10 protein-coding genes are annotated in these 13,451 nt (G+C 68.9%); 8 read left to right on the top strand and 2 right to left on the bottom strand.

What is annotated here, in order from left to right:
• Nucleotides 1-110 precede the first annotated feature (110 nt).
• From MVA48_RS04305 to MVA48_RS04285, 5 genes are all read left to right on the top strand, one after another.
• On the top strand, nt 111-677 hold the full coding sequence (locus tag MVA48_RS04305; protein WP_246986196.1) for a TIGR03619 family F420-dependent LLM class oxidoreductase: 567 nt from the start codon (nt 111-113) through the stop codon (nt 675-677).
• 2 nt (nt 678-679) lie between these two features.
• A complete protein-coding gene (locus MVA48_RS04300) occupies nt 680-973 on the top strand; it encodes an LLM class flavin-dependent oxidoreductase (RefSeq protein WP_246986194.1) in 294 nt (97 codons plus the stop codon).
• A 132-nt stretch (nt 974-1,105) separates the two neighbouring features.
• The gene (locus MVA48_RS04295) at nt 1,106-2,188 is read left to right on the top strand and encodes an ABC transporter permease (RefSeq protein ID WP_246986193.1); all 1,083 of its coding nucleotides are present in this window, start codon (nt 1,106-1,108) and stop codon (nt 2,186-2,188) included.
• A complete protein-coding gene (locus tag MVA48_RS04290) occupies nt 2,181-3,473 on the top strand; it encodes a substrate-binding domain-containing protein (protein ID WP_246986191.1) in 1,293 nt (430 codons plus the stop codon). The genes MVA48_RS04295 and MVA48_RS04290 overlap by 8 nt, the downstream gene beginning before the upstream one ends.
• 81 nt (nt 3,474-3,554) lie before the next feature.
• A complete protein-coding gene (locus MVA48_RS04285) occupies nt 3,555-6,146 on the top strand; it encodes an ATP-binding cassette domain-containing protein (protein WP_246986189.1) in 2,592 nt (863 codons plus the stop codon).
• 389 nt (nt 6,147-6,535) lie between these two features.
• Here the strand turns inward: MVA48_RS04285 and MVA48_RS23965 are convergent, their stop codons facing one another.
• Entirely contained in the window at nt 6,536-7,123 is a 588-nt protein-coding gene (locus MVA48_RS23965) for a type II toxin-antitoxin system Phd/YefM family antitoxin (protein WP_371821192.1), read from the bottom strand.
• 506 nt (nt 7,124-7,629) lie between these two features.
• On the opposite strand from MVA48_RS23965, the gene MVA48_RS04280 reads away from it, so the two are divergent.
• Nucleotides 7,630-8,244: a hypothetical protein gene (locus tag MVA48_RS04280; RefSeq protein ID WP_246986187.1), complete on the top strand. Its 615-nt coding sequence runs from the start codon at nt 7,630-7,632 to the stop codon at nt 8,242-8,244.
• Nucleotides 8,169-11,261, top strand: a complete 3,093-nt coding sequence (locus MVA48_RS04275; RefSeq protein WP_246986185.1) for an NACHT domain-containing protein — start codon at nt 8,169-8,171, stop codon at nt 11,259-11,261. The genes MVA48_RS04280 and MVA48_RS04275 overlap by 76 nt, the downstream gene beginning before the upstream one ends.
• Nucleotides 11,262-11,790: 529 nt before the next feature.
• On the opposite strand, the gene MVA48_RS04270 is transcribed toward MVA48_RS04275, so the two are convergent.
• Nucleotides 11,791-12,960, bottom strand: a complete 1,170-nt coding sequence (locus MVA48_RS04270; protein WP_246986182.1) for an AI-2E family transporter — start codon at nt 12,958-12,960, stop codon at nt 11,791-11,793.
• Nucleotides 12,961-13,177: 217 nt separating this feature from the next.
• Here MVA48_RS04270 and MVA48_RS04265 point away from each other — a divergent pair, with 217 nt between their 5' ends.
• Complete coding sequence (locus tag MVA48_RS04265; protein ID WP_246986180.1) at nt 13,178-13,450, top strand: GlsB/YeaQ/YmgE family stress response membrane protein; 273 nt, start codon at nt 13,178-13,180, stop codon at nt 13,448-13,450.
• Nucleotide 13,451 lies beyond the last annotated feature (1 nt).

Here is a 13,451-nt window from a genome sequence, read left to right as displayed (position 1 = left end):
CCGCTGTCTCTAAGTGACACAGCCCACCCCGCCGCCTCGGACCTACGTTCGCGCGAACTGGGGCGCCTGCGGTGCCCCCCGGCGGAGCAGACGACTCGAGGAGGCACCCCATGAAGGTCGGCGTCTACGTGTTCGCTACCGATCTCGACATGGACCCCGGCCCGCTGGCCGCCGAAATCGAACAGCGAGGGTTCGACAGCATGTTCTTCCCGGAGCACTCGCACATCCCGGTCTCCCGGGCCACCGCCTACCCCGAGTCCTACGGCGGCGGTGTGCTCCCGGACTTCTACAAGCGTACTTACGATCCGTTCATCAGCTGTTCCTTTGCGGCCGCGGCGACGACCACGCTGCAGATCGGCACGGGCATCTGCCTACTCGCGCTCCGCGACACCGTGCACACGGCCAAGATGGTGGCCTCGGTGGACCGGCTCTCGGGCGGCCGCTTCGTGTTCGGCGTGGGCTTCGGCTGGAACAAGGACGAGTTCGAGACCCACGGCGTGGACTTCGCCACCCGGCACCGCAAGGTGCGCGAGCAGGTCCAGCTGCTGCGGCGGATGTGGGCCGACGACGTCGCCGAGTTCGAGGGGGAGTACGTCTCCCTGCAGCCGAGCTGGTGCTGGCCCAAGCCGGTCCAGCCCCCCACCCACCGATCTACCTGGGCGGCAGCGGGCCACTGACCATGCGGCACGCCGCGGAGTGGGCCGACGTCTGGTACCCCACCCCGCCGCTGGCCGACCCGCTGCTGACCGAGTCGATCCCGCGGTTCCGGGAGATGGTCGCCGAGGCCGGGCGGGACCCTAACTCGGTCGCCGTCGGCACCGCGCCGGCGGCGGTGGACGAGGCGTCGCTGGAGGCCTACCGACGCAACGGCGTGGCCCACGTCAACATCTACCTCGGCGGCGAGACGCCGGCGCAGATGCTGCAGGAGCTGGACCGACTCGCCAAGCTCCGCACCAGCGTGTTCGGCAGCTGACGTGGCGACGTCTCAGTGGAGCATGTCTCAATCTGACACGGCGCCCGCCGCCGCCCCGTTCCTACCTTTCCCCGTGGTTCCGCATGGTGTGACAGCAGTCACCCATGCCGCGCGGTGGAGGAGGCAGGTGCGATGACGGTCACCGCGGAGAGCCCCGCGCCGGCAACCCGGTCGGTTCCGCGCCGGCCCCGTCAGCTGCCCGGCCGGGGCATCCTGCTGGCCAACGTGGCGCTGATCCTCATCGGCCTCCTGCTGCTGGACGTCGACATGTTCAGCCGAGCCAGCCTCTCCACGCTCACCCCGACCATCGGGGTGATGATCCTGATGGCCCTGGGCCAGGCGTTCATCATCGGAACCGGCGGCATCGACCTGAGCATCCCGTCGACGGTGACCCTCGTCGGCATCATCGTGCTTAAGGAGGCCGCCGGCGACAACGGCCAGCTGCTTCCGGCGCTGCTGCTCGGCCTGGCCGCCTGCCTGGGCATCGGGCTGGTCAACGGGCTGCTGGTCGAGGTGACCCGGCTCGACGCGCTGGTGGTCACTCTGGCCACCGGGCAGCTGATCGCCGGCGCCACCCGGATCTACCGCGGGCCGGTGCTGGCCGAGTCCAACGTGCCCTCCAACCTGTCGGGCTTCGCTCGCGGCTCGGTCGCCCAGATCAGCGTCATCCTGATCATCGCCCTCGTCGTGGTGGCGATCATCGCGGTCTGGCTGCGCTACCACACGACCGGCCGCCGGGTGGCGGCCAGCAGCGTGGCGCGGGTCGCCGCGGAGAACAGCGGCCTGGCGGCCACCCGGCAGCGGCTGGCGGCCTGGATGACCGGCACCCTCATCGTCGGGATCGGCGCCGTGCTGCTCGCCGGCCTGCTCGCCACCCCCGACCTGTCGCTGGGGATCCCCTACCTGCTCACCCCGATCGTGGCCGTGGTGCTGGGCGGTGCCTCCCTCGCCGGTGGCCGGGTGCGACCGGGTGCGACCGCGCTGGGCGCGCTGTTCCTGGTGGTCCTGGACTTCATCTTCCGGGTCAAGGGCTACTCGTCGGGCGTTGCGCTGGCCTTCCAGGGCGTCGTCCTGGGTGTCGGTCTCACCCTCGTCGCCACCTCCAAGAAGTTGAGGTGGTCCTCGATCTCCGCCCTGCGCGGTGGCACATCCCGTGGCCGGTCCGACCCGGACCAGCCCCTGAACCAAGAGAACCGGGAGCAGAACGATGGGTAACCTCATGCGCCGCCGCGGCGTCACCCGTGGCCGAGGGAGGCCGGCGCTGATCGCGGTGACGGCCTTGGCCCTCACCCTCACCGCCTGCGGCAACCGCGGCGAGGACGACGGCGGCGGCGGTGGCGGCGGCGGCAGCGGTTCGGAGTCCAGCGTCGACCTGGACTCCATCGACGACGCCGACGTCCAGGAGACGGTCAGCCGGGCCTTCCTCACCGACGAGGTGCAGCTCGACGACCTCGATCCGACGGTGCAGGAGGCCTTCCGCCGCGCGACGATCGAGCTGACGCCGGAGCAGCTGGACAAGGCCTTCGAGTGCTGGTCGGAGACCAGCTGCGAGATCGGCGACGGCGAGGTGACGGTAGGCATCGCCGAGGCGTTCGGCCAGAACCAGTGGCGCCGGATCGCGAAGATGGAAGCCATCCTCCAGGCGCTGACCTACCCGAACGTCGGCCGGATCATCTCCACCGACGCCCAGGGCGACCTGGCGACGTTCCAGTCCAACGTCCGCAGCCTCGCCGCCCAGGGCGCCACCGCGATCGTCAGCTACAACGACTTCGGTGCCGCCGCGCTGCCGGCCTTCCAGGCCGCCCAGCAGCAGGGCGCCTTCATCTCCACCTACGTGGGGCCGGTGCCCGACGCCCCGCCGACCTCGCTGGCCAGCCAGGTCCACGGCGACGTGTGCGCCGTCGGCGAGGAGATGGCCGAGGTGGCGCAGGAGGACCTGGGCCTCACCGGCCAGGTCGCGATCCTCAACGGCACCCCCGGCAACCCGCAGGGGGCCACCTGGAACAAGTGCTTCGAGGACGCGCTGGGTCCCGACCTGACCGTCGGGACGAAGCTGGACACCGACTGGACCCTGGCGGGGGCGTTCGAGGCGGCCTCGGCGCTGGTCAGCTCCGGCCAGGAGTACAGCGGCATCTTCTACGACTACGCCGACCCGATCCCGCAGGTTATCGAGGCCTTCAACTCCGCCGGCGTGACGCCGCCCCCAATCGTCACCTGGACCGCCAACAACGGCATGGCGAAGGTTTGGGAGGAGGCCCTGGGCACCGAGCGGGAGTTCCCGATCTACTTCACCAACGGCCTCAACTGGCAGAGCCGGGTCTCCATCACCTCGGTGATGGGCCTGCTGGCCGGCGACGACGTGGCGGCCGACATCATCGTTCCGCAGCCGTTCGTGCAGGCCGAGGAGGGGCTCTACGACCCCAACCGGCCGGACGACTACCCCGGCCCCAGCGTGCTCATCCCCGATGACCTGCTGACCCGGATGCTGTCGGCCGACTGACCGTCCCGACCGGGGCGGGGGCCCGCCGCCCCCGCCCCGGTCCGCCCGTGCCCGGACGCCCGCCGATCGAAAGGGACCCTCGTGTCCGAGAACCCCGCCCAGACCGCCGTCCGCGACCGCCAGCCGACCGAGCCCGCCGGGCCGCCGCTGCTGGTCGCCACCGGGCTGTCCAAGCGCTACGGCGCCGTGCAGGCTTTGCAGGACGTGAGCATCACCTTGGCGGCCGGCAAGATCCACGCGCTGGTGGGGGAGAACGGCTCGGGGAAGTCCACGCTGGTCGGCATCGTGAGCGGCACGGTCGTCCGCGACAGCGGCACGGTCGAGATCGCCGGCACGACGGTGCAGGCGGCGCGGCCGGCGCTCTCCCAGCGGCACGGGGCGACCACCGTCTTCCAGGACGGCTCCCTCATCGGCGAACTCACCGTGGCCCAGAACCTCTACCTCGGCACCCCCGAGGGCCACCGCCCGCCGCTATCGCGGGTGTCGACGTGGGCGACCGAGCTGCTGCACCGGCACGGCTTCGACGTCGACACCGCGCTGCGGGCCTCCGCCCTGCCGCCGGGCGACCGGCAGCTGGTCGAGATCATCCGCGCGGTGGCGTGCGAGCCGCAGGTGCTCATCCTCGACGAGGCCACCTCGGCGCTGGACTCCCACGGGGTCGGCATCGTCCTGGAGCTGATGCGCCAGGTCGCCGCTCGCGGCAGCGCCGTGCTGTTCGTGACCCACCGGCTGTCGGAGGTCATGCGGGTGGCCGACGAGGTCACGGTGCTCCGCGACGGCAAGTACCAGGGCACCTACGAGGCGTCCACCGTGACGCCGGCGCGGCTGGTCGAGCTGATGGCCGGCACCCGGGTGGACCTGGAGTTCCCCGACCGCAGCGGCACCCAGGACGGGCCGGTGGTGCTCACCGCGTCGGAGCTGGCCGGGCTGGGCTTCGGCCCGATCGACCTGCAGCTGCGCGGCGGGCAGATCGTCGGCATCGCCGGGGCGGACGGCAACGGGCAGCTGCCGCTGCTGCGGAGCCTGGCCGCCATGGGCGACCACCACGGCACCGTCGAGGTCGACGGCCGGCGACTGCGCAACTACGCCGCCGCGGTCGACGCCGGCGTGGTCTACCTCAGCTCCGACCGCCGCAACGAGTCGCTGTTCGCCGGGTTGACCGTGGGCGACAACCTCGGAATCGGCGTGCTCGACGAGCTGTCCAGCGGCGGGGTCATGCGCATCCGCAAGGAGCGCAGCTTCGTCGCCGCGGCGATCGAGCGCTACCGCATCCGCATCGGCCACCCGGGCCAACTGCCGACCGAGCTGTCGGGCGGGAACCAGCAGAAGGTGGCGCTGAGCCGCGTGCTGGCCATGCGCCCCAAGGTCGTGCTCATCGACGAGCCGACCCAGGGCGTCGACGCGCGCTCCCGGCTCGACATCTACCGCTTCCTGCGGGAGATCGCCGACAGCGGCAGCGCCGTCGTCGTGGTTAGCTCCGACGCCTCCGAGCTGGCCGGGCTGTGCGACCGGATCCTGGTGATGTCCCGCGGGCAGCTCACCACCGAGCTGCCGGGAATGGGCGCGTCCGAGGAGTCGATCGTCGGTGCCTTCGCCGTCGAGCACGAGCTGGCGGCCGACGCCGAGGTCATCGGCGAGGCGGCCGGGACGATCACGCCGGAGGTCCCGGGCGGGCGGCGGCTGTCGTGGAACCGCCGGTTCGTCTCGGCCGACGCGGTGCGCCTGCTGGCCCTGGTGGGCCTGATGATCGGGCTGGCGCTGTTCGCCCAGTCGCAGAACAGCACCTTCTTCAGCGACAGAAGCATCTACAACGTGCTACTGGTCGCGCTGCCGCTGGTCACCGTCGCCGCCGCCCAGTTCTTCGTCCTGATGGTCGGCGGCATCGACGTGTCGGTCGGCGCGACGATGACCCTCGCGGTCGTGCTGATGTCCACCTGGGCGCAGACCGGGGGCATGGTCGCCGTGCTGCTGATCGGGGCGGTGGTCGCCCTGGCCCTAGGCCTAGCCGTGGGCGGGATCAACGCGTTCTTCGTAGAGCGCATCAAGATCTCGCCGGTGATCGCGACGATCGCGACGCTCGGGATGGTGTCAGGTCTTGCCTACATCCTGCGTCCGACGGCTTCGGGCCTCATCTCACCCGAACTCGGGACCGCGCTGATGCTGACGACGATCGGCCCGGTGCCGGTCGCCCTGGTCGTGATCCTCGCGCTGCTGGTGGTGGCCGACGCCTTTTTCCGCCACTCGGGCACCGGGCTGCGGCTGCGGGCCGTGGGGCTCAACGGGCTGTTCGCTACCCGGCTCGGCATCCCCACCAGCCGGATCCGGACCCTGTGCTACCTGGCCTGCGCGGCCCTGGCCGGCGTGGCCGGGGTGATCCTCGCCGCCCAGGTCGGCATCGGTGACCCGAACGCCGGCAACAACTTCACCCTGCTGGCCATCGCCGCCCCCATCCTCGGTGGCGCGGCCCTGGCAGGCGGGCGCGGGAGCCTGATGGGCGCCGCGGTCGGCGCGTTCATCCTGGTGCTCAGCCAGAGCCTGGTCTCGGTGCTGGGGCTGTCCGACGGCACCAGCTTCGTGTTCGCCGGCACCCTCACCCTGCTCGCGCTGCTGAGCTCTGCCGAAAGTCTGGCCCGCGTTCGTCGGATCTTCTGGTCTCGCGCTGCCGCCTCCTAATCGCGGAGCAGTTTCGCCGGAAGTGCGGACCATCATCACGTACGCGGATTCCGGCGAAAGGTAAGACCCATGGTGCCCCTGGCTGAAGCGGGTGCGGCGGGACGGATTTGAGCGACAGCGGTTGCAGTTGTGATTGCATTACGCGGGTTCACTTCCGGCCAACGCGCGTACACACCCAATTGCCCCCGTGAGCTGCGCGTTCCGCCGTGGACAATCGTTGTCCAGAAGTTTTGGGCGAGTATTCGTCCAATTATTGTTTCCGCTCAAGTGTGAACGGCGTTCGAAAACCGACCACGTGGCGTCGGGTGGTTGTCTTCGGTGCCGATCGTTATGTGGTCGGCCATCGCATGCGGCTCCATGCAGTGGGCGTACCGCATGGGACCGTCTGGCTATTGGGGACATGTTTCAGGATGTCGCCCGACGCGCCCTCTTGCGTCCGGGGGTGCAGCAACAGGTGGTGAGCGGCCCGGGCGGTACGCATTCCCGCGTTGAGCGACATCGACGGCCATCGCCGTCGGATGTCGTCGTCGACGCGGTGGATGGCCCGGTAGGTGCCGCGGCGCGCGCTGTGCCGGTCCAGTAGTGGGGAAGCAACTGCTTGCCGACGCTGTGCCGGTTGTCCAGCAGGAGCCGCGGGTGATGAAACGTGTACGCGGCTGCGGCGACTGCCTCCGGCAGGTTCTCGGTGAGCTGGCGGCGGCGGTCCGTGTGATCGCCAGGATGTAGGGCGCCGGCTGCTCAGTCACGTCCGGCCGAGGCTCGGTGACGCCTGGCCGCCTCCAGATCCTCGCGCGTCTCGGCTTCGCCAGGGCCAGCTCGGCGCCCGAGGCGTGCAGCCGCCGTATCGTGTCGGCATCGACCAGGATGTCGATTGTCTCCTCCAGCGACTCGAGATCCTCCGTCGCCACCAGTACGGCCGAGGGCTTGCCGTGCACCATCACGTGGACCCGCTCGTGCTGGCGGCTGCCCTTAACCACCAGGGCAGACAGTTAGACCATCGCCTCAGCCAGCGATAGCGTCGCCATGGGCCACAAGCATGACCAGTCGAGTGCGTCCTCCGCGGAGCCCCGTCACGGGGGCCCCAGCGGCCATGCGGGGCCCGCCCGATCCTGGAGTCGGCGGGCTCATTGGGTTGATCAGGCGGCTTCCGGGTGGTGCCACGACGGTGGCCAGACACAATCGTTCAGGGTCATCCGCGCTGGTTCCCTGCCATCCATTCGGCCTTCTGACCTGCACGAATGTACTGGTGCAAACCTCCGCGAACCCTTACCAGACGCCCTGGCAGTGCGGGGGCAGGTGGTTCGAGTCCCCTCAGCTCCTTCTCGGGTCATGCCCCAGGGGGCGGACGCCCTTGGTTGGGACTGGCGGTGAACCTCGCGAGGTACGGCCAAGCTCTGTCCGTGGCGTCGAAGTTGGGCTGCAATGCGCAAGGAATCTGAGCAGCCAGGGCGGTGTGTCGTACGGATCGTCCAGAATCGGGCTCGTGGCCCCGCCGACGTCCGCGCAGACACCTCAGGGTCCGTACTGGTACGAGAACCTGGGGGAGCACGACTTTCAACGCCTATGTGCGGCGATCATCGTGCACAAGTTCGACAAGGTGCGCTGCTACCCCGTCGGGCAGAAGGATGGCGGGCGCGACATCAAGCGCAAGACGGCCGGCGGCGATCTCGTCTACCAGGTCAAGTGGTCCAAGAACGCAGTCAAGGACCCCGTCGGCTGGCTGACGAAAGCGGTCGAGGGCGAGCGAGCGAAGATCAAGCGGCACGTCGCGAACGGCGCCACGCGGTACATCCTCGTGACATCTGTCGCCGGCACGTCGGCGATGGCCAAGGATGACACCGGCCGCGGCGCTGGCACGATCGACAAGGTCGACAAGGTCGACGAGGTCATCGAGGCCTTTCGCGTCGAGTTCGGCCTCCAGGAGATGGAGTGTTGGTGGCGCGAAGACCTTGATGCTCACGTGGTCAATGCGCCGGCCAACATCCTTTGGCGATTCCAGAAGATGCTGGCGGCGCGGAGGCCATGCGCTTCGTTCTTGAGGCAAGCCAGGCAGAACTCGCTCAGCACAGGCTCGCTGTCGTCATCCGCAAAACGGTGAGCGCGCAGTGGTCCCAGGACTGCAAGGTCAAGTTCAAGCAAGTGGAGCTCGACGACGACGATCTTGAAGATCTATTTATTGACGTGAAGGCGTCCATCGCCTCGCCGACTGGTCCGCGCACGGCCGTGGCGAACCCGACCCAGCTGATCGGCGCGGTGCAGTACCTCGTGACGTCGAAACAGCCCTTCACCCTAGTGCGCGGCGAGCCCGGCCAAGGCAAATCGACGCTGGGTCAACAGCTCTGCCAGGTTCACCGATCACCATTCATTGAGGACGATGCAAACGGGGAGGTCAAGCGCCCGGCGCTCCGGCCGGCGGCACAGCGCGTGCCGATCCGTGTCGATCTGCGCGACTACGGGAGCTGGCTCGAAGGCTACGACCCTTTCGCCGAGGTGATCACCGCGGTTGGCAAGGCTCCCAAGCCCCGGGCCAACGGGGGGCTGGAGCACTTCCTAGCGTCAGCGCTCACCCGGTGGGCCGTCGTGGACAAGGTCGATCTCGGCACGGTCAACGACCTGCTCAACCGCTACCCCATCCTTATCGTGCTCGACGGTCTGGACGAGGTCGCCCAGCGCGACACCCGTGCGCGCGTCGTCATGCTCATCGAGCAGTTCGCTGAACGTTGGCGCTACGGCGGCGTACCGCCCAAGATCGTCGTCACGACGCGCCCGAACGTCGCTGACCTCGCCGAGCCGAGCCCACGGCTGTTCGAGGTTGCCACGCTCGCGAAGCTCGACCGGGATCTTCGCAGTGACTACCTGCGGAAGTGGTCCGCCGTCCGCGGTATCAGGGGAGCTGACAAGCGCAGCCTGATGCGCAGCTTCGACACCCGGACAGCCGAGCCGCACATCGCGCAGCTGGCCGAGAACCCGATGCAACTTACGATCTTGCTGTACCTGCTGCACCTGCGCGGCCAGTCGGTACCGGATAGCCGCACTGCCCTCTACGACGACTACATGCGCACGTTCCTCGACCGGGAGGCCGAGAAAAGCGCATCGGTGCGCGACAACCGCACCAACCTGGAAGAAGTGACCGCATACCTCGGCTGGTTCCTGCACGGCTGGGCCGAACAGCAAGGCAGCGCAGGGAGATTGAAGACGAGCGAACTGCGAACCGAGATCTTCAGGTACCTCGACCAGGCCCGCAAGGACACTGGCCTGGTGGATGCGCTGTTCACCAATGTCACCGACCGGGTGTGGGCCTTGTCTAGCAAAGCCCAGGGGACCTTTGAATTCGATGTACAGCCGGTCCGCGAGTACTTCGCCGCCAAGTACCTCTCCAGGTACGCGTCGGCCGACAAGTCCGAGATTCTCAACGCGTTGGTCCGGCGCCCCTTCTGGTTCAACGTCAGCCGCTTCTTCGCCGGCTTCGCCAACCCGAACGAGATCGGCGGTCTCGTCGACGGACTCACCGAAGAGTGCGCGTCCGGTGCACACCCGATGCAGGTGCGGACCGCGGTCTGGACGCTGCTCGCGGACGGCGTCTTCTCTAGCAAGATGATTGCCCAGAACCGTGCCGTCGGGTTGCTCACCGACGAGCTCAGCGTCCGCTTGATCCACGCTGCGACCAGTTCGGGCGACCTTCCAGCTCTTCCTCCCTCCAGTGGTGCTGTCTCGCTGGCTGATCGCTTGCTTGAGGATGCCGCCAGGGCTCCGGCACATGCCGTGTCGGTCGAGCGTGTCGGCATTGTCGCCACGCTCGGACTCGACTCCCCCTCGCTTGGCGAGTGGTGGCTCACACACGCTCGGCCCGCCCTCGGCACCCAGGCCGAAGCGTCGTGGCTCACGCTCGGTCGGTCGTGGAACGCCGGAAGCCTGTTGAATGACGCGGATCGTGCACGCCTGGCGCTACCGGATGACCGCGCGGTCGCCACCGCCATCGCGGCAGGTATCACACCGCCCCAAGATTCGATGCTGGAGACCAAGTTCGTCGAAGCTACCCTGCGCGGCAGCTGCGCCGACGTTCACTCGGCTCAAACCGGGCTGGTCGCCGATCTCGTCAACGCACTCGCACCGCGGCAGTTCCTGGCGCTCGCCAAGCCCGCTCAGCAGCGGTTGTTCGAAGCAACTTCCGGGCACTGTGATTCGATCATGACCGACCTCAAGCGGGGCGACGCCTTCCGCAGGCTCAAGTCGGTGGATCCTCTGTTCGGCAAGATCCAGAGCGCGATGAACGTCGTGCGGAGATCGGCAAACACAGTTCAGCCGTGGAGCGACGCGGCAGAACAGCTGCGCGCCCTTTATGGGCCGTCCTGGCTGGCGACTGACATCGCCCTTATCGGTGCGGCGATCGATCCGCAGCAGCGACGCGATCTCGGACCAATGAGTCCGCGCGCCGCGCCGTTCGGCCCCGCGATCCACTACGGCAATCTCGTCAACGACGTGCGCGTTCATCGCAATGACGCCGCCTGGTGGATGGCCGCACGATCCGGGCTCAGTGGAATCAATCTGGCGACCTGGGTCTACGCACTTCTCGCGACCGCACACGCATCGGTCATTGACCACCTCTTATGTGATGTCGTTGCGGCGGTCGACTCGCTTGACGCGGAAGCCCTGCAAGCCGTGCTATCCAGCTCGAGTCGCCTCGGGCTGTCGGGTGTCAGCCGACGCCTGCCCACGCCACTCGTCACACGAGCGCGGCCCTCGACGGTGACCGCGCTTCTGCTCATGCATCACGCAGACGACCTGAGCGCGACATCCAACCTCAACGGGCTGCTTACTGTCGGCGAGCTGACCGACGCAGCCCAATACGGCACCGCCGCCTGGCCAGCGCTCCGAGCGGTCGGCCGCGAGCTGGCTAGTTCGGCATCAGAGGAATGGCTGCCCGTCCTCCGAGCATACGGACCGAAGGCGGTCGCAGGGGTCATCGAAGGCCGGCTAGCAGCCAGCATTGCTCAGCAGATCCTCGATGCGCCGGCGGGGTATCCGGCGACGTGGGTTGTAGTGGCTGAACGCTGCATCTCTCAGGGCAACATCGAGCCGGCGCTTCTCTCGATGACCGGCACGTGGTTCGAGTGAGAAGGCACTTTGCGGCCGAAGCGGTCGCGGCTGGCCGCAACTCCTCTCCGAATCAAATGCTAGCGACGACGCGCCTGCGCCTGAACAACACGACGGCCCGTCGGGGTTGGCATGCTCCCGAAAGGTCAGTAGGGGACTCGGTGCTTGATCAGCTCGAGGTGTCGGGGTTGCATGCGCGTCCTGGCTCACATTGGTTCGGACCGGCGTCTGGCCGCTGGGCTGATGCCTTCCGCGACGGGGATGACGCGTGCGCTCAGTCAGACCAGCGACACGTCCGAGCGCGAGGGAGCAGTACAGCAACCGGTACAGCAACGCGCCCCGAACGACGACGGATTGCGGCGTACCTGTGCGAATGCCGCAAGTCACTTGACCTGCAGGAATAGACGCCGGTGGACTGCTGGGAACGCCGCGAATGTGACTGGGGGTCAAGGGGTCGCAGGTTCAAATCCTGTCAGCCCGACAGCGGGAAACCGCAGGTCAGGGGCCGTTCCGGACAGCCGGAACGGTCCCTGACGGCGGTCTGCGCCGTTCAGCCGTCGCGCGAGCCGGCCCGCGGTGGGTCCGCCTCGGCGTCCGTGCCGTCGTCCCAGGCCGGCTCGTCGTCGTCCGGATCGGAGCCGGGGCCCGCCGCCGGACGCCGTCCGCGCGCGTAGTCGATGACCCGACCGGCGCAGGCCGCCAACGGCACCGCGAGGAACGCGCCGAGCACGCCGAAGGTGACCGCCCCGGCGGTGACGGCGAGGATGATCGCAAAGGGGTGCAGCCGCAGCACGGGACTGATGATCAGCGGCTCCAGCAGGTTGCCCTCGGCCTGCTGGACCAGCACCACCAGGCCGAGCACGAGCAGCGCGGTTCCCAGGCCCTGGTCGGCGAGCGCCACCAGGACCGCCACGAAGCCGGAGACGAAGGCCCCCACGATGGGGAAGAAGCCTCCGAAGAAGACGAGCAGGGCCAGCGGCAGGGCCAGCGGGACGCCGAGCAGCGCGAGTCCGATGCCGATGGCGATCGCATCCACCAGCGCGACGAGCATCTGGGCACGGAAGTAGGCCCCCAGGGTCCACCACAGCTGTCCGGACACCTGCCGGACCTGGTGCCGGGACGTCCCGGGCAGCAGGCTGGTGACGCCGGCCCAGATGCGGTCGCCGTCGCGCAGGTAGAAGAAGAGCGCCACGAGGAAGATCACCAGCGCGGTGCCGAGGTCGACCACTCGCTGCAGGAGGTCCAGTCCCTGCCCCACCACCTCGCCCGCGCCTCCGTCGAAGGAGTCGAGCGCCTCCTGTGCGGCCGCGCTGAGCCCGCCCTCGCCGATGTCGAGGGGCAGGGGGAGCGGGGAGCCGGCGAGGAGGTCCTCGAGGTCGTCGAAGGCCTCCTGGACGCTGTCGGCCAGGGCGGGCAGCTGGTCGACGAACTGGGGGATGACGAACCACAGGGCCAGGCCCACCACGGCGAACATCGCCAGGACGAGGAGGAGCGCAGCCACCGCGCCGGGCACGCCCCTGCGCTTGAGCCAGGACGCCGCCGGCGTCAGGACGGCGGCCGGGAACATCGCGACGACCAGCGGCGTCGCGATGATGCTCACCTCCCGGAGCAGGAGGAAGAGCAGGACCAGCACGCCGGCGACGCCCAGCGCCGCCCAGGCCCGCCGCCCCGTCCGCAGCAGTACGGCATCGTCTCGCCCGGCCGGTCGCGGTGTGCGCACGACTCGTGAGTGCCCGGTCGGGATGCGGCTGACCCGCGTATCCGTCCCCGTGCCGGAATGCGGCGACGGAGTGTGCAAACGGGCCGTTCCTGGGCATGACCTCTCCGTCGTCCACCGGGCCGTCACGGCGGGGACGGGCCACGGCCGGCGGTCGAGGTCGGTTGCCGGCGGAGCGCGACGGCGGACCGGGGGCCCGTACGGCTACCGAGGAGACATCGTGATCTGGAACCTGATCGTACTGCTCGTCATCGGGCTGGTGGCCGGGCTGATCGCCCGCGCCGTGATCCCTGGCAAGCAGGACCTGAGCATCGTCGCAACGATCGTGCTGGGGGTCATCGGCTCGCTCGTCGGCAACCTGCTCGGCGGACTCCTCAGCGGCCGGGGCTTCGAGCTCGGGACCGCCGGCTGGATCGGCTCCATCGTCGGGGCGATCATCGTGCTGGGCGCCTACGTCGCCGTCACCGGTCGTCGCCGCAACCTGGTCCGCTGAC

This window comes from Blastococcus sp. PRF04-17 (assembly GCF_023016265.1).
GTDB lineage: Bacteria > Actinomycetota > Actinomycetes > Mycobacteriales > Geodermatophilaceae > Blastococcus_B.
The sequence above is the reverse complement of the archived record's forward strand: the minus strand, read 5'-3'. Positions and strand labels throughout refer to the sequence as shown.

Excerpts from the sequence above, each read along its gene's own strand:
- MVA48_RS04305 (WP_246986196.1), top strand. The coding sequence starts at position 111 with ATGAAGGTCGGCGTCTACGTGTTCGCTACCGATCTCGACATGGACCCC.
- MVA48_RS04300 (WP_246986194.1), top strand. The coding sequence starts at position 680 with ATGCGGCACGCCGCGGAGTGGGCCGACGTCTGGTACCCCACCCCGCCG.
- MVA48_RS04295 (WP_246986193.1), top strand. The coding sequence starts at position 1,106 with ATGACGGTCACCGCGGAGAGCCCCGCGCCGGCAACCCGGTCGGTTCCG.
- MVA48_RS04290 (WP_246986191.1), top strand. The coding sequence starts at position 2,181 with ATGGGTAACCTCATGCGCCGCCGCGGCGTCACCCGTGGCCGAGGGAGG.
- MVA48_RS04275 (WP_246986185.1), top strand. The coding sequence starts at position 8,169 with ATGCGCTTCGTTCTTGAGGCAAGCCAGGCAGAACTCGCTCAGCACAGG.